Origin of the sequence: Nocardia sp. NBC_01009 (genome assembly GCF_045208035.1) — a bacterium.
Taxonomy (GTDB): domain Bacteria; phylum Actinomycetota; class Actinomycetes; order Mycobacteriales; family Mycobacteriaceae; genus Nocardia.
The window spans coordinates 7,791,658-7,818,410 of the sequence record NZ_CP108695.1; the positions used below are offsets into that span (position 1 = coordinate 7,791,658).

The following is a 26,753-nucleotide window of genomic DNA, read 5'->3' on the forward strand; positions in this document are numbered from 1 at the left end:
TGTCGCTCGGAACGCCGCTTCTCGCGCAGGTGCCGGGCGCACCGATGTCACTTGGAGACGCGACGAATGTAGAGCAATTTGTCACCGGCCTCGATGGCGTCGACCTCGGGCTCGCCGACCCGGATCAGCTCGCCGCCCCGCACAACACCGAGCACGATGTCGCTGAGATGCCGCGGCGAGCCGCCGATCTCGGAGGCCTCGACCTCGCGTTCGGCGACCGCGAAACCCTGTTCGGGGGTGAGCAGGTCCTCCATCATTTCGACGACGGTCGGCGTCGTGGTGGAGATGCCGAGCAGCCTGCCTGCGGTCTCCGAGGACACCACCACCGAGTCCGCGCCGGATTGGCGCAGCAGATGGGTGTTTTCGGCCTCGCGGATGGCCACCGCGATCTTGGCCGCCTTATTGAGCTCGCGAGCGGTGAGCGTGACCAGGACAGCGGTGTCGTCCCGGTTGGTGGCGACCACGACAGCCGCCGCATTCTGCGCACCGGCCAGCCGGAGCACATCTGATTGGGTGGCCGAGCCGTGCACCGTCACCAGCCCGGCACTGGCGGCGGCCTCCAGCGCGACGACATCGGTGTCGACCACGACGATGTCGGCGGCCTGCACGCCGTCGCCGATCATGGCGTCGATCGCGGTGCGACCCTTCGTGCCGTATCCGACGACCACGGTGTGATTACGCACGCTGCGCCTCCAACGCTGAATCTTGAATGCCTGCCGGGAGCGTTCGGTCAGCACCCCGAGTGTGGTTCCGACGAGCACGATGAGGAAGAGAATGCGCAGCGGCGTGATGATGACGATATTGGCCAGCCGCGCCTCGGCTGTCACCGGAGCGATATCGCCGTATCCGGTGGTGGACAGCGACACCGTCGCGTAATAGAAGGCGTCGAGGAACGACAGCTCGTCACCGGAATTGTCGTGGTATCCGTCGCGACCCAGGTAGACCACCAGTGCCGCGCTGAACAGCAGCGCGATCGCGAAGGCCACCCGGCGCGACAGCGAAATCCATGGGCTCGTCTGTATTTCCGGAATGCGCAGCACACCCACCAGCGCGAAATCCGGGCGGTCGGACACTCCTGGCCTGGCTCGATCACCGAGCACCGGACTCACCCACCCTGTTGCTCGCCGAGATCGCTGTCCCCGGCTCTGCTTGTCCCTCCGGCACAGCACGGGAGCCTACCCGGTTAGCGCGGCGATGCCCGATCTCGACGCAAACAGTAGGCGGATGCAAGGGTGAGGCATGGCAGACAACGCTCTCGTCCCCCGCGACACCGGCCGACGGCCCGCGCTGATGCTCGCAACACTGCTGTTCGGATCCGGCGTATTGCACTTCGTGTGGCCGAAGCCGTTCGATTCGATCGTGCCGCGCGCGCTGCCGGGCCGGGCCCGCGATTACACCTACGCCTCCGGTGTCGCCGAACTCACCGTCGCGGCCACACTCGCTCTGCCGCGCACCCGCAGCTTCGGGGGTCGGCTCGCGGCGCTGCTGTTCATCGTCGTGTTTCCCGCGAATGTGCAGATGGCCGCCGACGTGCTCGGCAATCCCAAGTCGCCGCGGGCATTCAAGATCGGGACGGTGCTGCGACTGCCGCTGCAGCTGCCGCTGATCACTCAGTCACTGAAGGTGAGCCGACAGGCGCGGCGCTCCTGATCAGCTCGGCCAATTCGTCGGGGCCGGGCAGGGCGACCGGCGCGATGGTGCGTCCGGAACGCACGTAGTGGAAAGCGGCGCCTACGCGGTCGAGCATCTCCCGCTCGGTGCCGCCTTCGCGGGCCGCCATCAGCCGCGCCCAGGCCAGCCGGTACACCGCCAACTGCATTGCGACAGCGGGCTCCTCGGCGGCGCTCGGCTCGGCGCCGGTCTTCCAGTCCACCACGATCCAACCGCCGCCCGGCTCGGCGAATACCGCGTCCATCCGACCGCGGATGACGGTGCCCGCGATGGAGGTTTCGAACGGGATCTCCACCTCGAGCGGGCTGCGGTGCGCCCATGGCGAGTTCAGGAATGCGTCCTGCATCCTGGTCAGTTCCGCGTCCACGCCTGCATCGGCGGCACTGCTATCGGCGGCGCCCGGCAGCTCATCGAGACCGAGTAGCCGGTCAGCGCCGAACCACCGCTGCACCCAGGCGTGGAACGCGGTGCCGCGGCGCGCCAAGGGATTCGGCGGAAACGGGAGCGGACGGCGCAGGCGCGCAGCGAGTTTCGCGGGGTCGGCACGCATCTCGACGAGCGCGGTCGCCGCGATCTGCCCCGGCAGTTCCACCACCTGCGCGATCGCCCGAGCCGCTTCGTGTTCGGCCAGGAGGGCGTCGACGTCGGCAGCCCAGCCGTCGGGGTCGTCGTCCGCACCGGTTGGGGCCGGGTCGCCGCGGTCGCCGTCCGCTCCAGCCGGGTCCGGGTCGCCGGGGCCACCGGTGGCTACGACATGCTTCGGGCCGTCGGAGCCGCGGTCGACCCCGGGCTGCTTCGGGTCGTCCGAGCCGCCATCGACCCCGGGCTGCTTCGGGTCGTCCGAGCCGCCATCGACCCCGGACTGCTTCCAGCCGCCAGAGCCGCCATCGACCCCGGACTGCTTCCAGCCGCCAGAGCCGTCTTCCACTCCGGCCGGTTTCGGGCCGCTGGCATCGGCATCGGCATCGGCATCGGCATCGGCATCGGCATCGGCATCGGCATCGGCATCGGACAAGGCTCGCGTGTCGGTGGGTCCGCCTACTATCACTCCTATGTCGTCCGAAGCGTCGATCTCCGCCATCAGCTGGAGCTGCACGGGATCGACTGCGGCAGTGGCAGATACCGACTCCCTTTGTGCGAGCAGCTCTTCCAGGGCGGCACGGACCAGTGCCGCGCCTTGCTCGATGGGGTCGCGACGGTTGCCGAGTGGGTCGCGGGGCCACTCGGCGGTGGCGGGGTTGTCGGTGAAGGGGTTGACGGCGTCGACGGCGGGCGGGTCGTCCCAGCGGTCGATCTCGACGGCGCCGTTGGCCGGGCTGTCGGGGGACTCGCTGGCGTTTTTGAGTTCGAGGAGAAAATCGGACGGGCCCTTGGGGGTGGTGCCGGTCTCGGCCCAGTGGTGAGCCGAAACAAGTAGGACCCGTTCGGTTCTGGTGAGTGCGACGTAGAACAGGCGGCGGTCTTCATCGAGGCGACGGCGGTCGAGAGCTTCTTTGTGCGCTTTGATCGCGCGGTCCAGATCGGCGCGGTCGTAGAGGTCGGACAGGTCGAGGACCGGAACGCCTTCGGTGGCGTCGTCCTGTTGGCGATCGCCGCGCAAAGTGGTCGGCAGTTCGGCAAGCGCGCCGAGCCAGCTGCCCGAGGCCGCTCCGGACGGGAACACGCCGCGCGCCACGTGCGGGACGGCGACGATCTCCCATTCCAGCCCCTTCGCGGCATGCACCGTCAGCACCTGCACGCGATCGCGGGCCACCTCGATCTCACCCGGTTCCAAACCGTTCTCCACCGATTCGGCCGCGGCGAGGAAGGCAAGCAAGCCGCTCAGCGACGCCCCCGAATCGCTGGCATACCCGGCCACCACCTCGGCGAAGGCATCGAGATGCTCGCGCCCGGCGCCTGCACCCGCCATGGCCCGCCTGGCCTGGGTCTCCACCCCGACCCCGATGGTGCGTTCGACGTCGGCGACGAGTTCCGCGAGCGGCTGGCCGCTGCGCTCGCGCAGTGCGGCGAGTTCCCGGCCCAGCGCGGCGATCCGCGTGAACCCCGACTCCGAATACTGTTCCTGTGGACCGGGATCGGCGATTGCATCGGCCAACCCGGCTTGTTCGGACGGTTCCGGCGCCACCTCGCGCAGCGCCGCGGCAAGGGTTGTCGAATCGGTGATCTCGTTGGCATCACCCGCGGTGAGTCGGCTGATCGATAGGTCGCGGGCGCGACGAGCGAGCGCCGCGATGTCCGCGACCCCGATCCGCCAGCGCGCGCCGGTGAGAACCCGCATCGCCGCACTGCCCGCGCCCGGTTCGGCGATCAGCCGCAGCGTCGCAACGATATCGGCTACCTCCGGTGTCGCGAGTAACCCGCCGAGACCGACGATCTCCACCGGAAGTCCCTGCTCGCGAAGAGCTTCCGCGAGTGGGGCGGCGTCGGCGTTGCGTCGAACGAGCACCGCAGAGGTGGGTGGCGGTTCGTCGGCGGCACGACGCACCGCCCACTCGTCGGCAATCCGCACTGCCACCCAGTCCCGTTCGTCGGCAACGGTTTCGGTCAATGCCAATGCCACGACGCCCGATTCCGCATCAGGTTTCGCGCGCAACGCATCGACAGTCACCCCGCCCGCATCGATCGCACTGCGCCGCAACGGTTCCGCAACCAGGTTCGCCAAGGCGAGCGCCTCCGGCGGATTCCGCCAGCTGGTCAACAGCGGCAGAGTCGGCGCGGGAACACCGGGGGCGGCAGGAAAGTCGGTAGCGAACCGCGGCAGGTTAGCTGCGGAAGCACCGCGCCAGCCATAGATCGACTGCATCGGATCTCCGACCGCAGTCACCGCCAACCGCTGCCCGACCTCTCCTGTGTGCACGAAATGTGATGAGCTGTCGACATTTTCGGGAGCAGCGGACCGGAAATGGTCAACAGCGCCCGACCTCGGGTCGAAATCCCGGGGTGGCTCTAGATCCGGCGGGGGCTCGAAATCCGGCGGGGGCTCGAAATCCGAGGGCGGGGCAAGGTCCGATGCGGGTTCGAAGTTCGTGGGCGGCTCGATCGCTGAGGACTGGGCACGGCGGGGTGGCTCGACGGCGGTCGGACGTGCAGCGGTTGTCGAGGCTCGACCGGGTTGGCGCTGTTGCTCGGCAGGTGGTGTACCGCCGAACAATGCGGAAAGCAGGACGCGCTGGGCGTGGCCGGTGTCCTGGTATTCGTCGAGCAGGACCAGACGGAAGCGGGCCCGTTCGGCGGCCGCGACCTCGGGGTGCTCGGCGGCGAGGCGGGCGGCCAGGGACATCTGGGCGCCGAAGTCCAGGGCGCCGCGGCGGCGCAGCGCCTCGGCCAGTTGCTGGACCAGCGGCAGGAGTGCGACGCGTTCGCGTTGCACCTGAACGATATTGAGCAACGTCTGGCTCGGCCCCCCACGCTGGCGCGGGCCTGCGGGCAGGGTGAACACCAGTTTTTCGAGTTCGGTGTGCGCTTCGGCCAGCTGTTCGGGTTCCACCAGGTGTTCGGCGAGCTGTCCGGACAGCGCGAGCACCGCCTCGGTCACCGATACCGGGGTGCGCTCGGTATCCAGGTCACCGTCCCAATTGCGCACCACCTGGTGTGCGAGCTGCCAGAGCTGGGTTTCGGTGAGCAGCGTCGCCGAGGGTTCCACCGGAAGCAACAGTCCGTGTTCGGTGAGCAGCCTGCCCGCATACGAGTGATAGGTGCTGATCTCGGGCTCGGCACCAGCCAACTGCGCGCGCAATTCGCCACTGACATCGAGATCGCGCAACAGCGGCGACCCGGCCAGCCTGGCCAACCGAGTACGAATGCGAGAGGTCAACTGCTGTGCGGCTTTTCGGGTAAAGGTCAACCCGAGCACCGCATCGGGCAGCACCAGTCGATTGGCCACCATCCAGACCACCCTGGCGGCCATGGTCTCGGTCTTTCCTGCGCCCGCACCGGCCACCACCAGCGTCGGCCCCGGCGGAGCCGCGATCACCGCAGCCTGTTCATCGGTAGGCGGCGGCAAACCGAGCGCCTCCGCCAACCGATACGGCGTCACCCGACTCACGATGGTGCCTCGCGACCACGCGGCACCGCAGCCGCCGAAGCCCCCGCCCCGGCGGCCCGATCGTCGCGCTCGCTCACATTCACACCCCGACCAACACCCGACACCACAGCCAGACCGCCGCGCTCCCCCACACTCACACCCCAACCACCACCCGACACCACAGCCAGACCGGCTTGCTCCCCCAGACTCACACCGCCACCAACACCGGGCACCGCGGCTCTCATAGTCACAGCACGGATGCCCCTGCCTGTGCGCTGTCTCACGATTTCGCCTCGCCGAAACCTGGCATCGCCCGCGTCGAAGCCGACGCGCAGGTCTGGTCGCTACGCACCCTCGCTGTTCCACCTCGTCGCCGGCCGACACCGCAGGTCCCGTGAGCCCCGAGCCCGTGGTCCATTCGCTGCGGGTCGGTCGACCACTGCGCCGCGCCGGCACACGACACCACAGCTCCAGACGGACCCACGCCAACGGCCCGCTCGAGGTACTCCCTCACTCGTCGGTCACCTGCCTCCCGGTGTCCTGGACCGGGCAGCTGCCCGCGACCGCGCAGTGCCTGCAGCCATCGTTGCGCATGGCGAGGTAGCTCGGCCCCTGGGTCGCGGCCGCCGCGTCGTGAATGGTGCCGCGCCATTTCTCCAGGGCTTCGGCATCCAGCGGCAATTGCATCCGCTGGGTCGCGCCTTCCTTGCTGCTCGGCTTGGCGACGTAGACCAACCGTGCCCCACCGGGCTCTCCCATCGGAGCATTGGTTTCACCGATGGCCGGGCCGGGAGTCCTACCGAATTCACCTACGCCACCACCGGACTCACCCACAGCACCACCGGACACACCCACAGTTCCATCGGATTCGCTCACAACCTCACCACGCGAACCTGCGGCGCTGCCTGGTTCAGCTGTTGTGCTCGATGTTCCAGTGGTCGTGACTTCGGGTGTTCCCGATGCCCCAGCGGCCTCGACCCGAGGTCCATCGGCTGTGCCCGCAACCGCACCGGACTCCCCACGCACACCGGGGCCACCCGAGTCAGCAGGTGACATCGGAACTCCAGCTACGACGCCGACCATACCGACTGGTCCTCCCGGTTCGCCCGCTCCGAGTTCGGCGGCGTCCGGCAAGCTCCAGGACTCAGTGGTGGCGCGCCTCGATTCGAGTGCGGGAGAACGGGATTCCCGGGTGACACCTCGGGTTTCGGTGTCGAACCCACCCGATTCGCGTGGGTTGTCATCCGACTTGCCCATCGTCGGGTCGAGCGCACCCATCGCCGCGGCTACCTGGTAGGTCGCGAGTTGGGCATGGTCGGCGGCGGCTTGTTTGGTGACCGGGGACTTGCCGGTCTTTACGTCGACGATCACGAAGCGGCCGAGGGCGTCGCGTTCCAATCGGTCGACTCGACCACGGATGCGGACGGGGCGTTCGTCTTCCGCGCGTGCGGGTAGCACGCAGTCGACCGGGACCTCGACGCCGGCCTGGGTGAGTTCGCCTCGGGTGTTGCGAACCCAGGCCATGAATGTCTCCAGCATGGCCTCGGTGCGGCGCAACTCCTGGCGGGAGTGCCAGCCGGTGCCGGGATCGATGGCCTGCCATGCCTTGTCGAGGGCAGCCCTGACCTGTGCCTCCGGCACCTTTCCGGCCAGCGCTTGGACCAGCGTGTGCACCAGGTTGCCTTTGACCGCGTGCGGGTTGTCGCCATCGGTGCCGCCGTGGCGTTCCAATGCCCAGCGCAGCGGGCAGGTGCGCAGGAGCTCCACCGTGGACGGCGACAGCGCAACGGCGGTGTCGTCCTCGTCCCACAGGGACCGCGACGAGCTGAGATCGGCTGTGCCGTACCAGTCTTCGGGGTGGGTGCCGCGAATGCCCGCACTCGCGAGCCGGGCCAGTTGGTGGGCCGCGCGGCGCCTGCGTTCCGGATCTGCCTCGGAATCGCAGACCACGCCGCGCATTTCGGCGACCAGGGAATGCATCACCAGGGCCCGACCGGGATCGGCGACCGGAAGCGCACCGGGTTCACCGTCGTCGTCGTGTCCGAGCAGCTCGGCCAGGAAACGGGACGGCACGAGATCGCGGTCGCCCGATACCGATTCCACCGCGGTGACCAGCAGCGATTGCCGAGCCCTGCTGCACGCCACCAGCAGGAGCCGGCGTTCCTCGGCCAGGATCGGCGCCGCGCGGCTCACGCGCTCCCCGGCATCGGCGATCCCCGCTGTCACATCGACCAGATCCTCGTTGCCGAGCAGCGTGCCGCGCGGACGCAGATTCGGCCAGATGCCTTCCTGCACTGCGGCAACGGCGACCACATCCCACTCCCGCCCCGCGGACGCGTGCGCGCTGAGCAGCGCGACCGCTTCCCCCGGCGCGGTCAGCGAGGTTGTGTCGTGCGGGATCTCCTGTTGCAGTAGGTATTCGACGAATCCCTCGACGCTGGCACGCGGCAGCCGGTCGACATAGGCTGCGGCAGCGTCGAAGAGACCGACCACGGCATCGAGGTCCCTATCGGCCTGCATCCCGATCGCGCCACCGCGTTCGGACTGTGCGACCCAGCGTCGCTCCAGTCGCGACCCGGTCCACAGCGCCCACATCACGTCTTCGAGTCCGGCGCCTTTGCGCCGGGCCGTCCGAGCCCGATCCACCGCGTCGAGCACCCGGCGCAGCGGTGCGGCCTCCACATCGGTCAGCTGCTCGATGAGCTCGCGGTCGGCAATACCCACGAGCAGATCCCGCAGCACCTCCGCCGAGGACCGATCCAGCAGGCCGCCGTCGTCGTCATCCCTCGTGAATCCGTCGCCGGACCTCGATCCGTTCCGTTGCGACTCCAGCACGCTGCGTCGAATTCCACGCCGCAGCCTGCGCAGACTGATCTGATCGGCGCCACCGAGCGGCCCGCCGACCAGGTCGAGCGCATCCTCGTCGGAGAACATCGGCTCGGTCGTCGGCGGCGCACTACGCTTCGCCGGCTCGCTCGCGAGTACCGCGCGCAATGCGAGCAGCATCCAGGCCGCGCCGCGCCGTCGGGCCAGCGGCGCATCGAGCGCGGGCTGCTGCACCGGCACCCCGGCCGCCAGCAGCGCGCGCCGCAGCGGTGCCAGCGACAGCGGCACCGATCGCACGATCACCGCCATGCGCGACCACGGCACGCCCGCAGTGAGATGGGCGCGCCGCAAATAGTCGGCGATCAGGCCGGCCTCCTTCGCCGGAGTGGCCAGCACCCGAACCCGCACCGTGGTACCGTCGTCTTCCGGTTCGGTCTCGCGTCTCGGCAGCGAAAACCGTTGTGGCGCACTGCCTGGCAACTTGGCCGCGATTCTGGCCACCGCCAACTCCACCTGACCGCCCGAGCGGTGGTTGTCCCGCAGGATAATTCGCTGCCCCTCCGGTGCGGCGAGGTCGGCGACGAACCGGGTGTCCGCGCCGCGGAAGGTGAAGATGCCCTGATCCGGGTCGCCCGCGATCACCGCCGTCTGCGCGGCGTTGCCGATCACCCGAATCAGCAGCGCGGCCTGCGGATCCAGATGCTGGGCGTCGTCGACAAGGAGGTATCGGATCCGAGAGCGTTCCGCGGCAAGCAGATTCGCGTCGCCGGCCAAGGCGTCGAGGGCGGCGCCGACGAGTTCGGCGGCATCCAGTGCGGGCGCGGTCGCCTCGGGCGCCTCCACCCCCACCGACCAGCGCAGCAGCATCGTCTGCTCGTACCGCACCGCAAACTTGCCCGCCGCCACCCACTCCGGCCGAGCATGCTCACGGCCGAGGCGGACCAGGTCCTCCGGCCCGAGCCCGCGCTCGGTGGCCCGCAGCATCAGGTCGCGCAACTGTTCGGCGAACCCACCGAGACTCAGTGCGGGCTGCAACCGTTCGGGCCACAATCCGGTCGCCCCCGCCGCGATGTCGATGAGGTCACCGCGCAGCATCTCGCGCAGCACGGCATCCTGCTCGGCACCGGTCAGCAAACGCGGCGGCGGGTTGCCGTGCGCGGTGGCGTGCCTGCGTAGCACCGAGAAAGCGTAGGAGTGCAGTGTGCGCACCAGCGGCTCGCGCGTCGCGCCGGGCACGCCCGGTTCGGCGTCGGGCTCCGGACCGGTCAGCCGGGTCGTGATGGCATCGCGCAGCGCGCTCGCCGCTTGCTTCGAATGGGTCAGCACCAGCACCGATTCCGGGTCGGCTCCCGCGGCGATCCGGTCGGCGGCCAGATCGATCAGCAGTGTGGTCTTGCCGGTGCCCGGCCCGCCGAGCACCTGCCACGGCCGCCATCCGGGGCGGATCGGGCCGAGCGCGGCCTGGGCGTCGAACAGCGCGCGAACATCGGCACCCCAGACCCGAGGCCGGGGTGCCGCCACGTTTCGGCGAACAAGTCGCACCGCGCTATCCGATCGCACCACGCGGGCTATTGCAACAGACGCGACCGACACACCACGAGGCGCTCCGGGTCGGCTCGGGCTGCGACGGGTTTCGATACACGTCAAAATGGATGCCGTGTCTGCTCTTCATGTCCACCGATTCGGGCCCGCCGACGGGCCGGTCGTCCTGGCCCTGCACGGCGTCGTCGGCCACGGCAAACGCTGGGAAGTCATCGCAACCGAGCACCTGCCCGATGTCCGAATAATCGCTCCTGACCTGCGTGGACACGGCCGCTCAACCGGGCTGCCGCCGTGGAATTTCGAGACCATCGTCGCCGATCTCGCCGGGGTGCTCGCCGCGGAAACCGACGAACCCGTTGTGGTGGTCGCGCACTCGTTCGGCGGCGCGTGTGCGCTGCACCTCGCCGATAGCCATCCGGAATTGGTGCGCAAGTTGGTGTTGCTCGACTCGGCTATCGCCTTGGAACCGGAACTGCTCATGGACGTCGCGCTGTCGAGTCTGGCCTCGCCGGACTACGTCGACGTCGAGCATGCGCGGCGAGACAAGATGGCGACCGGCTGGAGCGAGGTCGACCCGCGTCTGCTGGATGCGGAACTGGCCGAGCATCTGATGCCGACCGCCGACGGCCGCGTCGGCTGGCGGATCAGCCTGCCCGCCGTCAACTCCTACTGGGGTCAGCTCGCCCGCCACTACGTCCTGCCGCCGCGCGATCTGCCGACGGTGCTCGTGCAGGCCATGAAGGTGGTGCCGCCGTTCGTGACACCGGAGTTCCGTGCCGCCCTGATCGAGCGGCTCGGCGACAATCTGACGCTGCTCGAATGGGACTGCGATCACATGGTGGCCCAGATCCGTCCCGCCGAGACGGCGGCGCTGATCCGATCGGCGCTCTGATCGCGATGGCCACCTCGGATGCCCAGGTCGAGCTGGCCCGTGCGCTGGTCGCGACGATCCCGCTCGGCCGGGTGGCCACCTATGGTGACATCGCCGAAGCGGCGGGACTTTCCACGCCGCGCACGGTCGGCTGGATCATGCGCACCGACGCCGCGGATCTGCCATGGCATCGAGTCATCGGGGCGGGCGGCAAGCCGGCCGCGCACCTGGCCGAGCGGCAACTACGGCTGCTCGCCGAGGAAGGTGTCGCGATCCGTGACGGGCGAGTCGACCTGCGCGCAGCGCGTTTCTCCTTCCCCGGCGCACCGAACGGGTAGTGCCGCGCAATCTCGTCACGCCGCCCACGTTCGACGGTTACCGTGGAAGTCATGTCCACCCGCCTGGCGTCGGTCGTGTTCGACGCAGACCGGCCGCGGTTCGTCGCGAACTTCTGGGCCGAATTGCTCGGCTGGGGGGTGACCGTGGACCGCGTCGACGAAGTCGATGTCGCCGCGCCCGACCCCGACGGCCTCGAGCTGGCCCTGACCTTCCTCCCAGCGGCGTGTGCGAAGCGCGGGAAGAACCGCATCCACCTCGACCTCGCCAGTCGCTCTATCGACCACCAGCGCGTGCAGGTCGATCGGGCGCTTTCGCTCGGTGCGCGCCGCATCGACATCGGCCAGGGGGCGGCGTCGTGGGTGGTACTCGCCGATCCGGAGGGCAATGAATTCTGCGTGTTGGAGCCGAGGGAGGAGTACGTGGACACCGGTGCGGTCGCGGCGATCGTCATCGACACGCACGAACCGGTCCGGCTTGCCGAGTTCTGGTCCGCCGCATCCGGCTGGCCGATGGAACATGCCGGCGCGCAGGTAGCCGGCCTGCGCTCGGCGACGGGGCTCGGTTCCTGGCTGGAGTTCGTGTGGACGCCCGACGTGAAGTGCGGACGCAATCGGCTACACCTGGATCTGTCCTCCTTCCCCACCGACGACCAGGCCGAGGAGGTGGCCAGGCTCCGCGCAGCGGGCGCGACCCAGATCTCGACCGGAGATATCGGTGGCGCGCCGGGGCAGGTGCTCGCCGATCCGGAGACCAATGAGTTCTGCCTGCTCCGACCGGCCTCGAGCTACACGACGGTCTGATCCACCGCGCCTGCTTGGGCGGTTGTGCGGCGCCGACGAATTAGCATGTCGGCCATGTTGTTCCTCGCCCAAGGTTTCGGCTTGTGACGGCCGCCGACGCGATCATCCTCGCGGGCGGACGTGCCAGCCGCATGGGCGGCGTGGACAAACCCGCCATCATTATCGGCGGACGATCCATGCTCGATGCGGCCCTTGCCGCCGTCGCAGGCTGTGTGCGCACCGTCGTCGTCGGGCCGCAGCGGCCGGAGTTGAATTCAGCGATCCGGCAGGTTCGGGAAGTCCCGCCGGGGTCGGGACCGGTGGCCGCGGTCGACGCGGGTTTGCGGGCGCTCGGCGCCGCCGCGTCGCCGCTGGTGGTAGTGCTCGCCGCCGACATGCCGTTCCTGACCGGGGCGGTGGTCGTCGAATTGATCAGGCACGCCACCGAATCCGGCGCCGACGCGGTGTTCGCCGCCGACGAGTCCGGGCGGCCGCAGTACCTCACCGGAGTGTGGCGGCGCTCGGCGCTCGCCGCAGCCCTCGCGAAGCTGGATTCGCTGGTCAATCAGCCGATGAAGGCGCTGGTTCCGACAGATACAGTGACCGTGGCGATGCCGGGGATCGCCGATTGCGACACCGACGAGCAGGTGCGGCGCGCGCGAGCGGCGGCACGGACGGTGGACGACGCGGCCGATACGAGCGCTGCGCCGCAGGCGAACCCGCCCGCTCCCGCCCGGTCGGCAGGGGCCGGACCGGTGGGGCCGACCTCGCGCGTCGCGGCGGCACGGCGGGAGCGCCCCGCGCTGACTCTCGACGAGGCGCGAAACACGTTGCGCACCGATATCTCTCGACTGACCGCGTATCGGGCCGACCTGCGTTCGGTCCGCGGCGCGGCACTGGCCGCGCCGTTGTCGGCCGTCGGCCCGCTGCCACGCTTCGATGTGTCGGCGATGGACGGATATGCGGTCGCAGGTGACGGCCCCTGGCGCCTGCGCCGCGATATCGGTTTCGCGGGTGGACAGCGCCCTGTCGGATTGCTGACCGGAGAGGCGGTCCGCATCGCCACCGGCGCGCACGTGCCCGACGGCACCACCCACGTCGTGCGGGACGAGTTCGCGACGGTCGACGCGAACAACACCCTGCACCGGCTCCCCGACACTCCCTTGCGCGAGGACATCCGCCGCAGTGGCGAGGACCGCAGCCGCGGCGATCTGATCGCACCCGAAGGCACCCCGGTCAGCGCGACCCTGATCTCGGCAGCCGCCAGTGTGGAGGCGACCGAAGCACTGGTCCGCGGCCCGGTCCGGGCCCGCATCGTCATGACCGGTGACGAAATCCGCAGCCGGGGCCCCCTGCGCGACGGCCAGACCCGCGACTCCATCGGTCCGGTGCTGCCGGACATGTTGTCCTGGTACGGCATTCACACCATCGCCCGCGTCCATCTGCGCGACACGCCCAATGGATTCGACGAAGTCCTCACTGCCGCAACCGATTGCGATGTCCTGGTGATCGTCGGCGCGACCGGAGGCGGCGCCGCCGACCAGCTGCGCGGCGCTCTGACCCGCGCGGGCGCCAGGATCCTCGTGCACCGCCTGCGCCTACGCCCCGGCGGCTCCACCGTCGTCGCGGAACTTCCCTCGGGCACCGCTGTCCTCGGTCTGCCCGGCAATCCCTTCGCCGCCGTCGCCATCTTGATGGCGCTGGCCCCCGCTCTCGTCGACGGCCGCATCGGCAGCCCGCCGCGGCGCGCACTGACCGGTCCCCTGCACAACGCCTCCGAGATCGCGGGCCCGGTCCCCCGCATCGTCCCGGCCCGGCTCGACCAGGACGGCGGCTGGCGCGGCGACGCCCACATCCGAACCACCCATCTCGGCGGCCTCATCGACCGCGACGGCTTGGTCATCGTCCCGACCGAAGCAACCGACGGCGTTCAGGTCGAATTCTTGCCCCTGCTCAGCTGATTCCTGCCGCCCATTTCCGCCCATTTCCACCGAAATTGCCACGAATCGTTCGACACATCGGCATTTTCCTTCCACGATTGATGCCTGCTCGCTATTGTGTGGTTGTTAGGCGAACATTAATCCCCCGGAAAGGACCGAGTGGAGATGGCTGAAAAGTCCAAGAAGACGCCTAAGAAAATGCCCAAGCAGATGCCTCGGCAGCAGCAACAGCAGCGCCAGGAACAGGGCATGCCGCGAGCAGGCGGGAGCGCTGAAGGCCAGAAGATGATGCCGGACCAGCAGCGACGCCAGGGCGAGAACGATCCCAACCGCATCGATCGGCGGCCGGGGCAGCACTGATCCAAGTCCTGTAAAACGGGCCGTTGGTTCCTGCATTGCAGGAACCAACGGCCCGTTTCCATTGTGTGGATAAATTCGAGCTTCGCCTCACGCACCGATACGCAACAGCGATTCGGAATCGACATCCACCGGCCTTCTGGCGACCGTCGGATCAGGAGTCGGCACCGCATCGAGCAGTCGCCGCGTGTAATCCTCGCGCGGGCGAGCGAAAACATCTGTCACCGGTCCGGTTTCGACAACGGATCCCGCACGCAGCACCACGACCCGGTCGGCCACCTGATGCACGACGGCGAGATCGTGACTGATGAACAGGCAGGCGAAGCCGTACTCGGCACGGAGGTCCGCGAACAGGTCGAGGACCTGAGCCTGGACCGAAACGTCGAGCGCGCTGGTCGGCTCGTCGGCCACCAGCAGCCGTGGCGCGAGGACGAGAGCACGCGCGAGTGCGACCCGTTGCCGCTGGCCGCCGGAGAGCTCACCCGGCCGGCGGGTGGCGTAGTCCCGTGGCAGACGAACGGATTCCAACAGATCGCCGACCTTCGCACGCAGCAGTGCGCCGGAGGCGACGCGATGCACCTGGAGAGGTTCGCCGATCGCGTCCTCGACGCTGCGGCGCGGATCGAGCGAAGCGGCCACATCCTGGTGGACGAGTGCGACATGCTTTCGCAACGCGCGAAGCTCCTCGGCCGGCAGCCCCGCCAGCGAAACCCCTTGCAGCTCAACTCTTCCCGAGTGCGCCGGCACCAAACCGAGTGCGGTACGGCCGAGCGTGCTCTTGCCCGAACCCGACTCTCCGACGAGCCCGACCACTTCACGTGGCCCGAGAGTCAGCGAAACATCGTGCAGTGCGCGAAAATCCGACGCTCCACCACGCCCTCGATATACCACGGTCAGCTCGTCCACCTGCAGCACCGGCGCAGCTTCCGACTCCTGATCGGATTCGGCGGCGGCCGCGACCGACACGACCTTCCCGTCGCCCGCCGGCAACCGGGGCACGGCGGCCAACAGAGTGCGCGTATACGACTCCCGGGGCTCGGCGAACAGTCCGTGGACGGACTGCTCTTCGACGACCCGGCCCGCATGCAGCACCACGACCCGGTCGGCGATCTCGGCGACCACGCCGAGATTGTGCGTGATGAACAGGATCGCGGTGCCGTTGCTGCGCTGCAGACCCCGCAGCAGGTCGAGGATTTCGGCCTGCACAGTGACATCGAGCGCGGTGGTCGGCTCGTCCGCGATCAGCAGGTCGGGTTCGCCGGATAAGGCGAGTGCGATGACCACGCGCTGTTTCTGCCCGCCGGAGAGCTGGTGCGGATACCAGTCGACGCGCTGTTCCGGCTCCGGAATGTCCACCATCCGAAGCAATTCGACGGCCCGCTTGCGCGCCTCGGCCTTGGTGACTTTCGCATGCGCACGCAAGGCCTGCGTGATCTGGGTCCCGATCTTCTGCACCGGGTTCAGCGCGGTCTGCGGTTCCTGGAACACCATGCCCACGCGGGTGCCGCGTAGGCCGCGCAGTTGCGACTCCGGCGCACCGATGATTTCGGTGTCGCCGAGCCGGATCGATCCGGATGCGGTCGCGGTCTGCGGCAGCAGCCCGAGCACCGTGCGTGCGGTGATCGACTTGCCCGAGCCGGACTCACCGACCAGCGCGACCACCTCGCCGTGCCGCACCGAGAAACCGACACCGTCCACCACGGTGCGTGATCCGAAGCGCACCACCAGATCCCGGACTTCCACGAGTGTGTCCATCGTGTCGGTGTCGGTCATCGCATCCTCCTGGCCCGGCCCAACGCCTGGGCGATCAACAGAAAGCCGAGCGTCAACCCGGCCACCACGGCCAGCGGGCCGATCGCGAACGCCGCATTGGCGTCCAGGTTTCCGATCGACTCGGCAATCAGCGAGCCGAGCGAGGGGTCCGGCGGGCGCACTCCGATGCCGATGAAACTCATTGCACCCTCGATGAACACCGCGACCGACATCGACAGGGCAAGCTGCACCGCCAGTGGTTCGGCGGCGTTGGGCAGCACGTGCTTTCGCAGAATCCACCAGGGACCCGCCCCGATGACCTCGGCGGCCTCGACGAACGGCTGTTCGCGCACCTGCAGGATCGAGGTGCGAATCTGTCTGCCGAAGATCGGGATCTCCGCCGCGACGATGACCAGGATCACCGCGTGCGCGCCGGGTCCGGTGATCGCGGCGAGTGCGATGGCGAAGATGAGCGCGGGGAAGGCGAGGATCAGGTCGAAGGCGCGCTGCGCCACCACATCCGCGACCGCGTTCACGCTCGAAACAAGCCCGGTCAGCGCGCCGATCAGCGCACCGAGCGGGACGGCGATGAACACCATCAGCAGGTCGATGCGGATGCCGTGCAGCACCCGCGAAAAGACGTCCCGATTCAAGTGATCGGTGCCGAGCCAGTGCTCTCCACTCGGACCGAGGAGGTTCGCACCGGGTATCTGCTGGATCGGATCGTAGGAGGTGAGCAGCCCCGCGAAGATTCCGGTCGCGGCGATCGCGCCGACGAGGATCAGGCCGGCCAGACCTTGTCCACTCCGGAAGGCACGCAGCAGGGAGCCTGTGGTGTCGGCGGGTGCCGGGGCCACAGCGGCGGCTTCGACAGGGACATCGATATCGGTCACGACTTGCCCCCGATGCGGATGCGCGGATCGAGGTAGGCGTGCACGATATCGGTGCCGAGCTGGATGATCACGAACACCGCCACCGACAACAGCAACAGCACCTGCACGACCGGATAGTCGCGCCGACTGATGCCCTGCTCGATGAGCTGCCCGATGCCCGGCCATGCGAAAGCCGACTCCACGAGGACCGCGCCGCCCAGCAGCTGGCCGGTCTGGATGCCGAGTGCGGTCAGCATGGTCGGCAGCGCGTTGCGCAGCGCACCGCGGGTCACGATCTGCCAGTGCGCGATGCCCAGCGCCCGCGCGGTCAGCGCGTAGGGCTTGCCCAGTTCGGTGCGCAGCGATTCGGTGAGGAATCGGGTGAGCGCGGCCGCCACCGGCAGTGCCAGGCAGATCGACGGCAACAGCAGGTACTGCACCGCGATGTCGGGCCTTGCGATGAATCCGTCCGGCGGCACGCCGCCTGCGGGCAGCACCGGAATCACGACCGCGAACACCAGCACCAACAGCACACCGGTCACGAAGACCGGTAGCGCGATGGCCACCGTGTTGGCCGCGGCGACCACCGCGCTCAGCAAGCGACTCGGCCGGGCCACCGATGCCACACTGATCACCACACTCGCCACGACGGCGAGCAGGAGCGCCGCTGCGGCAAGGACCACCGTATTGACAAGCCCGTTGCCGACCAGATCAGCGATCTGGCCGCCGATGATGTAGGACCGGCCGAGGTCGAAGGTCACCAGATCGCCTAGCCACGTGAGGTATTGCGCCGGGATCGACCGATCGAGCCCGAGCTGGTGCCGGACGGCCGCGATAGTGTCCGGCGTCGCGTCGGGGCCGGCCAGCGTCGTGGCCGGATCGCCGGGCACCAGCCGCAGCAACAGGAAGATCAGCACCGACGCGCCGAACAGGACGAGCACCGCGGAGGGCAGGCGGCGCAGCACATACCTGGTCATGCCAGGAATGCGTCCGTGAGCACGGTCTCGCGGCGCTTGGTCCAGGACACTCCGTGCACCTTGCGTGAGGTGGCGACCTGGTTGTGGTGCACGCCGATTTCGATGAGGAACAGTCCCTCCAGTAGCCGATCGCTGACATTCTGGTATGCCTTGATCGCCTCGGGGCCGGTCCCCTGGATCACCTTCCACGCGGCGTCGGCCGCGGCGAGATAGGCAGGGGATTCGTAGTGGGAAGCGTTCTTTCGCGCGTTGAAGGGGTAGGCGCTCACCGTGAGCGTCGACGGCGTGAACTGCGCCCATGAGTGGGTGGTGACCCACAGACCCGGAAAGTCGCCGCCGATAAGCCTTTTCACGAAGGTGGCCGGTTCGATCGGATCGAGCGTCACTTCGATGCCGACCTCCGCCAGATTCGCCTGCACGATCTGCGCGGTCGCCTCGTAGTACGGAAGGCTGGTTTCATAGGACAGCGTCAGCTTCGGCGGCTTCGTCGTCTGCGACAGCACCTGCTCGGCCTTGGCGATGTCACGCGACAGGGATGTGTTGCGGGTCGCGTCGAAGGCGGGAGAACTCTTGGGCCACGGTAGATTCACCGGGTATCCAGCGTTGCGGAACACCTCGGCGATGATGCGCTCCCGGTCGATCGCGTAGGCGATGGCCTGGCGCACCTTGACATCGGCGAGGGCGGGCTCGGCGACATTGACACCGACATAGATCTGTAGTTCGGCACCGTCGTAACTGACCGTGGTGAATCCGTCACTCTTGGCGAAGTTTTCGTTGTCGCGGTAGTTCAGGCCGCTCGCGAAGGCGATCTGACCGGACTTGAGCGAATTCACCAGGGCCTGGCTGTCCGGAATGATGGAGACCTCGACACGATCCAGGTACGGCCGTTCGGGTACCCAGTACCGGGTGTTCTTCTCGAAGACCAGCTGAGTGTTCGGGGTACGCTTGACCAGCTCGAACGGGCCGGTGCCGATGAATTTGTCGCCGGTGGTCAGCTGATCGATGGTCTCGCTGTCCAGGATCGGCGCGGTGTCGAGCAGGTCGAAGATATTGCCCACCGGGTGCGGGAACTTCAGCACGATCCGGTGCGGCGCGGTGATGTCGTATTCGGTGATCGCCGCGGCCGTGCTCTTCAGCTGAGCCGACCACTTCGGGTCCGCGTAGGTGCGCAGCGAGAATTCGACGTCCTTGGCGGTGAAGGGCCTGCCGCTGTGGAATTTCACGTCATCGCGCAGTTCCAGCACCAGCGACAACCCGTCCGGCGCGAGAGTCCACGACTTGGCCAGCGACGGACCGGGTTCCAGCTTGTCGTTCGGGTAGCGGACCAGCGTCTCGTACACCAGGCCGACCACGACGGGGACGGTTCCGGTGTTGGTCAGGATATTCGCCGGGACCAGATCGGTCGGGACGCCGACCTTCAGCGTGCCGCCGCGCACCGGCGTCGCATTGTCGCCACCGGCGGACTTCTGCTCGTTCACCGCCGAAGTGCACGCAGCGAGTGCACCGGTGCCGAGGATCGCGAACGCGGCAATACCCGTGGTGCGCAGGAAATTACGGCGACCCAGTGGGCCGGGGGAAGAACTCATCTGACAAATCCTCGAAGACAGATCGCTGCCGAAGACAGGGAGCGATTTCGGTGCGGCATCGGCACCGGACAGGAAGGGAAGCGAATCGACGGAGGGGATGTACGCGCTCAGGCGCGGCAGCACCGCGAAGCACAACACGAACAGCAGGGTTCCTGCGCGCACTCCGCTCGGGGTGCACAGGGCTGAGTCGTGGGCATACCGGTCAAGCTAACAGGCAACGATCCAGCAAGCATCGGTTCGGCGCACCGTGCGCGAAATACTGGCGACCTGGGACTTCCCGACTTTGACTGGAATGATGCCTGTTCCATCCCACGCCCGCGGCTATGAATCCAGCTCCGGTTCGATCGGCCGAACCACCGCCGATTCGACACCGGAATGGACCCACCCACCGACCGCACCCACAGGCGCTCCCAACATCATCGTGGTGCTGGTCGACGACATGGGATACAGCGATATCGGCCCGTTCGGCTCCGAGATCGAGACGCCGACGCTGGACCGGCTGGCCGCCAACGGAGTTCGGTTCACCAACTACCACACCACCCCACTGTGCTCACCGTCGCGTGCGGCGCTGCTGACCGGAATCAACTCTCACCGTGCCGGATTCGGCTTCGTCGCGAATGCCGATCCCGGGTACCCGGGCCTGCGATTGGAGCTGGCCGACGACGTGCTCACGCTGCCGGAGATACTGCGCGGCAACGGTTACGCAACCTACGCGGTCGGCAAATGGCATCTGGTGCGCGACGCCACGATGAACCCGGCCGCGCACCGGGATTCGTGGCCGACCCAGCGCGGCTTCGACCGCTACTACGGCTCGCTGGAGGGACTCAACTCCTTCTACTACCCCAACCAGTTGGTGTCGGACTCCTCCGTCGTCGACGTCGAGCAGTACCCGGAGGGCTACTACCTGACCGACGACCTGACCGACAAGGCCATCGGCTACCTCAAGGACCTGCGCGCCCACGATTCGGCCAAACCCTTCTTCCTGTACTTCGCGCATGTCGCCATGCACGGCCCGCTGCAGGCCAAGCCCGAAGACCAGGCCAAATACCGTGGCCGCTACGCCGAGGGCTGGGATCGATTGCGCCAGAACCGGTTTGCCGCTCAGCTTGCGCAGGGCCTCTTCCCGGAGGGCACGCAACAAAAGGCCCGCAACACCGAGCCGGGATACGAGGCGGCGGAATGGGATTCGCTCAGTGCCGATGAGCAGCGGCGCTTCGCCAGGTACATGGAGGTCTACGCAGGGATGGTCGATAGCATCGACCAGAGCCTCGGCCGCATCCTTGATGTGGTCGAGCAGCTCGGCGAGCTCGACAACACCATCGTCGTGTTCACCTCGGACAACGGCGGCACCGCCGAGGGCGGCCCGGAGGGCACCCGCAGCTATTTCGCGGAGTTCGCGCACATCGACGATCCGGACTGGGTCGGCGATGTACCGCACGACGAGGAACTGATCGGCACTGCCCGGCTCGGCGTGCATTACCCGCGCGGCTGGGGCCAGGCCTCCAACACCCCGTTCCGGTTCTACAAGGGCCAGACCTTCGCGGGTGGCGTGCGCGTGCCGCTCATCGTCTCCTGGCCGAAGGGTCTGCCGCGCACCGAAACCGACAGCGGCATCCGGCAGGAGTACGCCTACGTCACCGATCTGGCGCCGACCCTGCTCGATCTGGCCGGCCTGCAACGTCCGAGTGTGCGTAATGGACTGCCCGCCAAGGAGTTCGACGGCATCTCCGCCGCTGAACTGCTGCGCGACCCGCAGGCACTCAGCACACACACCGAGCAATACTCCGAGATGACGGGACACCGCGGCTTCTACCGCGACGGCTGGAAGCTGCTGTCGCTGCACGAGCCCGGCACCGATGTCGATGCCCCGCACTGGCAGCTGTTCGATGTGCGCACCGATCCGACCGAGCTGCACGACCTTTCGGAGCAGTATCCGGACAAGGCCGCCGAATTGGCCACAGCCTGGGACGAATCCGCCTGGGCCAATACCGTTTTCCCGCTGCTGACCCGTCAGGATCTGGCGCACAGGCGGCCCGAGGAGTCCCGCTTCGCGGAGCCGCTGCGGCTGCTGCCCGGCACGCCGACCCTGGAGCGCTACCGATCGCAGCGCCTGATCGCCTACCGCGACTTCGCCATCACCGTGGAACTCGGCGGATACCGCCCCGGTGACGAGGGTGTTCTGGTCGCACACGGCGATCCGCTCGGCGGCTACCTGCTCTACATCGAGGACGGGTGGGTGACCCTCGGGGTGAACAGCTACGGCAACTACGCCACGGTCTCGGCGGGCCCGCTCCGCGCGGACACCCGCCGGATCACCGTCGCCGCGGTGGTGCGCCCGCGCCTGCGCTGGGACTTCAGCATCGGCGTCGACGACGAACGCGTCGGCGAACTACGCGATCAGGTGCAGCTGGTCGGCATGGCCCCGTGGACCGGCATCTCCGTCGGTGTCGACGCCCGCGGCCCGGTCTCGTGGGACCTGCGCGAACGCCGCGGCCCGTTCCGCTACACCGGCAACCTGCGTTCGGTGACCTATATGCCGGGCCCGATCCGTGTCCCCGACGCCACTATCGAGGCGGTGGAACGCGAGGCGGAGTTCGTTGCGGAATAGGCGCAGCGTGCGCCACGGCCACCCGCGCACAGCCGAGCCGAATTTCGGACATCGGGCCCGGTCGGATACCGTTTACCAGGCACAACGGCCCTCTTCACGACGAGAAGGACGCACCTGATGGACGACAGTTCCCTCATCTGGGACGACGGTGCGCTGGTCACCATCGACCAGCGCGGGCTGCCGCACGAGGTGCGGAAGTTGCGGCTCACGACGGTCGAGGACATCGTCGACGCCATCCGGGGGCTCGCCATCCGCGGCGCACCGGCCATCGGCATCGCGGGGGCGTTCGGGGTGGTCATCGCCACCGCCGCGAACACCGCGAACGGTGTCGTCGATGTGGCGCGGGTCGAAGCGGAGGCCGAGCGCATCGTGGCCACCAGGCCCACCGCGGTGAACCTGGCATGGGCGGTGCGGCGAGTCAAGGCTCAGGTGCCGCTCGGCGTGGACGCGGTGCTCGCGGAGACGCTGGCGATCCTGGCCGAGGACGGGCGCGTCAACCACGCCGCCGCAACGAATGCCGCCGACCTCGTGCAGGAGCTCTGCCCTGGTCGTCCGCTGCGCGTGCTGACCCACTGCAACACCGGCAGGCTCGCGACGAGCGCCTTCGGCACTGCAATCGGCACGATTCGGGTGCTGTCGGAGCGCGGCGCGATCGAGAACGTCCTGGTCGATGAGACCCGCCCGCTGCTGCAGGGTGCACGGCTGACGACCTGGGAGCTCGCCGAGGCGGGCATCCCGCACCGACTCACCATCGACTCCGCGGCGGCCTGGGCGATGGCCACCGGTCAGGTCGACTGTGTACTGGTCGGCGCCGACCGCGTCACGCTCAACGGGGACGTCGCGAACAAGATCGGGACCTATGCCCTGGCGCTGGCGGCCCGCCATCACGGCATCCCGTTCGTCGTCGTCGCCCCCGAGTCCACCCGTGACCCAAATATGGCGACCGGGCGCGACATCGTCGTGGAACAGCGCGCCCCTGCCGAGGTCACCGGATTCGGCAGTGTCTCAACAGCTCCCGCGGGCACCGAGGTCTTCAACCCGGCCTTCGATGTCACGCCGGCCGACCTCGTGACCGCCGTGGTCACCGAACTGGGCGTCGTCCATCGTGCGGGATCTGCTGTCCCTGAACACCATCCGGGCCGCGAGATCGCCGACATCGCGCGCGAGCTCTACCACCGCGGCTGGATGCCGGGCACGGCGGGCAATATCTCGGTACGCACCGCGGAGACCGCGGTGATCACCGGCAGCGGCCTCGCCAAAGGTGAACTGTCCGAGCGCGACATGGTGACCGTCCGCGTGCTGGATTCGACTCCGGTAGCTCCGCAGCAGCGGAAACCGTCGGCGGAGACCACCATTCACACCGCGGTGTATCGGACGACCGATGCGGCCGCGGTCGTGCACATCCATCCGCCGTACGCGACGACCCTCTCGACGCAGACCAGTTCTCCCGATGACCCGACCATCCTGCGCATCACCGACTTCGAACTCATCAAGGGACTCGGCAGCGCCGACCCGGCGGCCATCGACATCCCGGTGTTCCCCAACTGGCCCGATGTCGCGCGCATCGGCGCCGACATCGAGCGGTACCTGTCCGAGAACCCGACCGCACCGCCGGTATTGGGCATCGCCGGCCACGGCATCACCACCTGGGGGGACACTCTGTCCCAGGCACGCGACCGCGCCGAATGCCTCGAGGCGCTGTGCGAACTGGTGCTGCGGACTGGGCGGCGGCAGGTCGGCTTACATGACGAGATCCTCGAGATAGGACTGAGATGACGCTTTTGCAGGTGATGGCCGCCGACGATGCCGACAAGGTACTGCTGCGGACCACCGACGACGCGGTGATCGCCGCGCAATTGGCCGACCGCGGAATCACTTTCGACCGCTGGCCGGTGGTGGACAATGCCGCCGACACCGCCTCGGACGCGCTGCTGGCCGAGTACGCCGACCGGGTCGCCGAGCTCAATGCCTCCGGCTGCTACCGCCACATCGATATCGCGCGCATCCACCCCGACGACGCGAACCCCGAATGGCCGCAGATCGCGAAGGGCGCCCGCGAGAAGTTCCTCAACGAACACCGGCATGCCGAGGACGAGGTGCGCTTCTTCGCAGGCGGCCGCGGGTGCTTCTACCTGCACCTCGATGATGCGGTGCTGGCCGTCGTCTGCGAGGGCGGCGACCTGCTCTCGGTCCCGGCCGGAACCCTGCACTGGTTCGATATGGGCACCCGCCCCGATTTCATCGCTATCCGTTTCTTCGAGGAAGAAGACGGCTGGGTCGGCGATTTCACCGGTGACCGCATCAGCGAAGGTTTCCCGACCCTCGACCAGCTGCTCGCCGCGCCGTGATCGCCGCGGTCGTCGTCGATATCGAAGGCACCACCAGCCCGACCAGCTCGGTGCGCGAGGATCTGTACGGCTACACCAGGGCCAGGCTCCCCGAGTGGCTTGCCGAAAACCGGATGGATGCTGCCGTCCCCATCGTCGCGGCGACCAGGGCACTTGCCGAACGCCCCGACGCCGACGAGGCCGAGGTGGCCGCGATCCTGCGCGACTGGCTCGGCTCGGATGTCAAGGCCGAGCCGCTCAAGGCCGCCCAGGGGCTGATCTGTCACGAAGGCTTCCGCTCCGGCGCCCTGCACGGCGAGTTCTTTCCCGACGTCGCGCCCGCGCTCGCCGCATGGCGGGCAGCCGGGCTCGACCTCTATGTGTATTCGTCGGGATCGGTACGCAACCAGCAGGATTGGTTCGCTTTCGCCCGCGGTGGCGAACTCGCCTCGCTGATCGGCGGCTATTTCGATCTGTCCACCGCGGGGCCGAAGCGGGAATCCTCGTCCTACGAGAAGATCGCGGGCGCCATCGGCACGCCCGCCGAGCGGGTCCTGTTCCTGTCCGACCATCCGGATGAACTCGATGCCGCCGTCGCGGCGGGTTGGTCGGCGATCGGCGTCCACCGCCCCGGCGAACCGAATCCGCCGCGACCACCGCACCGTTGGATCGACTCGTTCGCCGAAGTCCAGCTGCGCTGAATCAGCTCCAGCTGCGCCGAGTCACTCCACCCCTGCGCCGAGTCGTTCTCAGCTGTGGCCGGTCCGAGTGCTCAAGCTCCGGAGATACCGATCTGGCTGCGCACCGCGCCCAGGTGGCTGTGCTGGACGGAAGCGAAGATACGGCGTGCATGGACCGCGATGGGACTGGTCGACCAGGGCGCCAGTGCGGTGGTGAACATGAGTTCGCACCAGGACATGGCGGGTACATCGCCGGCGGCCAGTGTTGCGATGAGCGACATCTCGGTGTCGTGTCTCGCCCATGCGGCGAGCAGCCAGGCCGCGTCGAGCCTGCCGAGGAATTCCTCGGCATCCTCCGGCGGACCGTGCGGGGTATCGACGGCGAGATGGACGACCGCGGCAATCGCGTGCCGCATCCTGGCATCCAATCCGACGGCGTCGTGCAGCAGCAGCGCTTCCAGCGCGGAGCGCAGCTCTACACCGGGGTCGATCGCCGAGTTGTCGGCCATCGAGGTGGTAGCGCGCGAACTGCGAATCATAGGAACTGTCTCCTTCGAGTCGGTATCGAGTGGTGGGTTCGCGATGACCGAACGCAGAGCGCACAGCTCGAGCCCACCCGGGCGGGCGTCCTCGACCAGGCTGACCAGCGCACCCGGGTTCCAGTCCAGCCTGCCGAAGGCCAGGCACCAGTCCAGCGCCGGATTGTCCTCGGCTACCACCACATCCAGCGCCAGTCCCGACATCGACGCGGTGCACGCCAGGGTGATGGCATCCACGTCGGGTTCGGTGATGGTCAGGTGCAGGGTCGCTTCGTCGTGGCCCGCGTCGGCGCGGGCCCGGCCCGCCAACCAGACCGCGCGGGCGGCGGCGGCCATTGCTCCGGCACGGCGGTCACCGTGCGGATGATCGAGATCGGTATCGAGAAAGGGGCCGTACCAGAGCGCTCGGCCCTCGTCACCGCATACCGCGAAGGTGCCGTTCGAGCAGTCCGCGGCCGCGGCCAGCGTGATGTGGGGCACCAGTTGGATGTCATTCGCCATGAAACACTCACTCCCGCAATGTGCGCGCAACCTGTCCTCATCGGCCGGATTCTCGCGAGGTCGTCACCAACTTCGCGAATTTCCCGATAAGCGGATCAAATACGCTCCGACACGGCTTGTCCTGAAAATCGATAACATCGAGCAAACCCTGTGATGTACTTACACCGGCCAGTGAAACTCCGACCGGACGCAACACACCAGTGTGTAGCGCATCCGGTGGGCATTACCGTGGTCGGCGGCCTTTGGGCGGTAACGTCGCCGCCATGCCCTACGTTCAATCTGGCTCGGTGACAGTTCATTTCCAGTCGAGCCGGGCCCACGGACCTGTCCTGCTGCTCGCCCACGGATTTCCCATAGACGAATCCATGTTCGATCCTTACTGAAAAACTTGACCGCCGTGGGAATCAATGTGGTGACGTGGATGCGTGCGGCCACGGCGGAACAAGAGCACCGCGACGATCCGTTCACTTATTGGGACCCAGCAGCCGACGCACTTTCGGTATTGAATGCGCTCGGTGTCGAAAAGGCCGTTATCGGCGGGATGAGTCAGGGTGGTTACGCG

Annotated in this window: 18 protein-coding genes; 10 read left to right on the top strand and 8 right to left on the bottom strand. The window is 68.0% G+C overall.

What is annotated here, in order from left to right:
- Window positions 1-47 precede the first annotated feature (47 nt).
- Window positions 48-1,100, bottom strand: a complete 1,053-nt coding sequence (locus tag OHA42_RS35260; protein WP_328405204.1) for an NAD-binding protein — start codon at window positions 1,098-1,100, stop codon at window positions 48-50.
- Window positions 1,101-1,239: 139 nt separating this feature from the next.
- On the opposite strand from OHA42_RS35260, the gene OHA42_RS35265 reads away from it, so the two are divergent.
- Window positions 1,240-1,650: a hypothetical protein gene (locus OHA42_RS35265; RefSeq protein WP_406232422.1), complete on the top strand. Its 411-nt coding sequence runs from the start codon at window positions 1,240-1,242 to the stop codon at window positions 1,648-1,650.
- Here the strand turns inward: OHA42_RS35265 and OHA42_RS35270 are convergent.
- Both OHA42_RS35270 and OHA42_RS35275 read right to left on the bottom strand, forming a co-directional pair.
- Entirely contained in the window at window positions 1,607-5,716 is a 4,110-nt protein-coding gene (locus OHA42_RS35270; RefSeq protein WP_406232424.1) for a UvrD-helicase domain-containing protein, read from the bottom strand. The two genes, OHA42_RS35265 and OHA42_RS35270, sit on opposite strands and share 44 nt — an antisense overlap.
- Window positions 5,717-6,205: 489 nt before the next feature.
- A complete protein-coding gene (locus OHA42_RS35275; protein WP_406239815.1) occupies window positions 6,206-10,081 on the bottom strand; it encodes an ATP-dependent helicase in 3,876 nt (1,291 codons plus the stop codon).
- Between the two features lie 88 nt (window positions 10,082-10,169).
- Between OHA42_RS35275 and OHA42_RS35280 the strand changes: the two genes are divergently transcribed.
- The 5 genes from OHA42_RS35280 (at window position 10,170) to OHA42_RS35300 (ending at window position 14,352) form a co-directional block, all read left to right on the top strand.
- The gene (locus OHA42_RS35280; protein ID WP_406232427.1) at window positions 10,170-10,955 is read left to right on the top strand and encodes an alpha/beta fold hydrolase; all 786 of its coding nucleotides are present in this window, start codon (window positions 10,170-10,172) and stop codon (window positions 10,953-10,955) included.
- Between the two features lie 5 nt (window positions 10,956-10,960).
- Entirely contained in the window at window positions 10,961-11,272 is a 312-nt protein-coding gene (locus tag OHA42_RS35285) for an MGMT family protein (protein ID WP_406232429.1), read from the top strand.
- A 51-nt stretch (window positions 11,273-11,323) separates the two neighbouring features.
- Window positions 11,324-12,073 carry a VOC family protein gene (locus OHA42_RS35290; protein ID WP_406232430.1) on the top strand — a complete coding sequence of 250 codons (750 nt, stop codon included), beginning with the start codon at window positions 11,324-11,326 and terminating at the stop codon, window positions 12,071-12,073.
- An 83-nt stretch (window positions 12,074-12,156) separates the two neighbouring features.
- Window positions 12,157-14,013, top strand: coding sequence for an NTP transferase domain-containing protein (locus OHA42_RS35295; protein WP_406232431.1), 1,857 nt, complete (start codon window positions 12,157-12,159; stop codon window positions 14,011-14,013).
- A gap of 144 nt (window positions 14,014-14,157) precedes the next feature.
- On the top strand, window positions 14,158-14,352 hold the full coding sequence (locus OHA42_RS35300; RefSeq protein ID WP_379060961.1) for a hypothetical protein: 195 nt from the start codon (window positions 14,158-14,160) through the stop codon (window positions 14,350-14,352).
- Window positions 14,353-14,439: 87 nt separating this feature from the next.
- On the opposite strand, the gene OHA42_RS35305 is transcribed toward OHA42_RS35300, so the two are convergent.
- Genes OHA42_RS35305 through OHA42_RS35320 form a run of 4 tightly spaced genes read right to left on the bottom strand, consistent with a single transcriptional unit; the run spans window position 14,440 to window position 19,536 of the window.
- Complete coding sequence (locus OHA42_RS35305; RefSeq protein WP_406232432.1) at window positions 14,440-16,122, bottom strand: dipeptide ABC transporter ATP-binding protein; 1,683 nt, start codon at window positions 16,120-16,122, stop codon at window positions 14,440-14,442.
- Window positions 16,119-16,985: an ABC transporter permease gene (locus OHA42_RS35310; RefSeq protein WP_406239817.1), complete on the bottom strand. Its 867-nt coding sequence runs from the start codon at window positions 16,983-16,985 to the stop codon at window positions 16,119-16,121. Before OHA42_RS35310 ends, OHA42_RS35305 begins: the two co-directional genes overlap by 4 nt.
- Window positions 16,986-16,990: 5 nt before the next feature.
- Window positions 16,991-17,950 (bottom strand): ABC transporter permease, encoded by a 960-nt coding sequence (locus OHA42_RS35315; protein WP_406232433.1) that lies wholly within the window; start codon window positions 17,948-17,950, stop codon window positions 16,991-16,993.
- Window positions 17,947-19,536 (bottom strand): ABC transporter substrate-binding protein, encoded by a 1,590-nt coding sequence (locus OHA42_RS35320; protein WP_406232434.1) that lies wholly within the window; start codon window positions 19,534-19,536, stop codon window positions 17,947-17,949. Before OHA42_RS35320 ends, OHA42_RS35315 begins: the two co-directional genes overlap by 4 nt.
- 295 nt (window positions 19,537-19,831) lie before the next feature.
- Here OHA42_RS35320 and OHA42_RS35325 point away from each other — a divergent pair, with 295 nt between their 5' ends.
- The 4 genes from OHA42_RS35325 to mtnC all read left to right on the top strand — a co-directional run bounded on the left by OHA42_RS35325 (window position 19,832) and on the right by mtnC (window position 25,172).
- Window positions 19,832-22,144, top strand: coding sequence for an arylsulfatase (locus OHA42_RS35325; protein ID WP_406239819.1), 2,313 nt, complete (start codon window positions 19,832-19,834; stop codon window positions 22,142-22,144).
- A 117-nt stretch (window positions 22,145-22,261) separates the two neighbouring features.
- Window positions 22,262-23,920, top strand: a complete 1,659-nt coding sequence (gene mtnA / locus OHA42_RS35330) for an S-methyl-5-thioribose-1-phosphate isomerase (protein WP_406232436.1) — start codon at window positions 22,262-22,264, stop codon at window positions 23,918-23,920.
- Complete coding sequence (locus OHA42_RS35335) at window positions 23,917-24,492, top strand: 1,2-dihydroxy-3-keto-5-methylthiopentene dioxygenase (RefSeq protein WP_406232438.1); 576 nt, start codon at window positions 23,917-23,919, stop codon at window positions 24,490-24,492. The genes mtnA and OHA42_RS35335 overlap by 4 nt, the downstream gene beginning before the upstream one ends.
- Window positions 24,489-25,172 (top strand): acireductone synthase, encoded by a 684-nt coding sequence (mtnC, locus tag OHA42_RS35340; RefSeq protein ID WP_328405226.1) that lies wholly within the window; start codon window positions 24,489-24,491, stop codon window positions 25,170-25,172. Before OHA42_RS35335 ends, mtnC begins: the two co-directional genes overlap by 4 nt.
- A gap of 71 nt (window positions 25,173-25,243) precedes the next feature.
- On the opposite strand, the gene OHA42_RS35345 is transcribed toward mtnC, so the two are convergent.
- Window positions 25,244-26,191 carry a hypothetical protein gene (locus tag OHA42_RS35345; RefSeq protein ID WP_406232440.1) on the bottom strand — a complete coding sequence of 316 codons (948 nt, stop codon included), beginning with the start codon at window positions 26,189-26,191 and terminating at the stop codon, window positions 25,244-25,246.
- Window positions 26,192-26,753: the final 562 nt, after the last annotated feature.

Bases quoted from the DNA above. Each gene is read 5' to 3' on its own strand.
- OHA42_RS35325 (WP_406239819.1), top strand. From the start codon at position 19,832: ATGCCTGTTCCATCCCACGCCCGCGGCTATGAATCCAGCTCCGGTTCG.
- OHA42_RS35315 (WP_406232433.1), bottom strand. From the start codon at position 17,950: ATGACCAGGTATGTGCTGCGCCGCCTGCCCTCCGCGGTGCTCGTCCTG.
- OHA42_RS35335 (WP_406232438.1), top strand. From the start codon at position 23,917: ATGACGCTTTTGCAGGTGATGGCCGCCGACGATGCCGACAAGGTACTG.
- OHA42_RS35345 (WP_406232440.1), bottom strand. From the start codon at position 26,191: ATGGCGAATGACATCCAACTGGTGCCCCACATCACGCTGGCCGCGGCC.
- OHA42_RS35320 (WP_406232434.1), bottom strand. From the start codon at position 19,536: ATGAGTTCTTCCCCCGGCCCACTGGGTCGCCGTAATTTCCTGCGCACC.
- OHA42_RS35280 (WP_406232427.1), top strand. From the start codon at position 10,170: ATGGATGCCGTGTCTGCTCTTCATGTCCACCGATTCGGGCCCGCCGAC.
- OHA42_RS35285 (WP_406232429.1), top strand. From the start codon at position 10,961: ATGGCCACCTCGGATGCCCAGGTCGAGCTGGCCCGTGCGCTGGTCGCG.
- OHA42_RS35265 (WP_406232422.1), top strand. From the start codon at position 1,240: ATGGCAGACAACGCTCTCGTCCCCCGCGACACCGGCCGACGGCCCGCG.
- OHA42_RS35290 (WP_406232430.1), top strand. From the start codon at position 11,324: ATGTCCACCCGCCTGGCGTCGGTCGTGTTCGACGCAGACCGGCCGCGG.
- OHA42_RS35300 (WP_379060961.1), top strand. From the start codon at position 14,158: ATGGCTGAAAAGTCCAAGAAGACGCCTAAGAAAATGCCCAAGCAGATG.
- mtnA (WP_406232436.1), top strand. From the start codon at position 22,262: ATGGACGACAGTTCCCTCATCTGGGACGACGGTGCGCTGGTCACCATC.
- OHA42_RS35305 (WP_406232432.1), bottom strand. From the start codon at position 16,122: ATGACCGACACCGACACGATGGACACACTCGTGGAAGTCCGGGATCTG.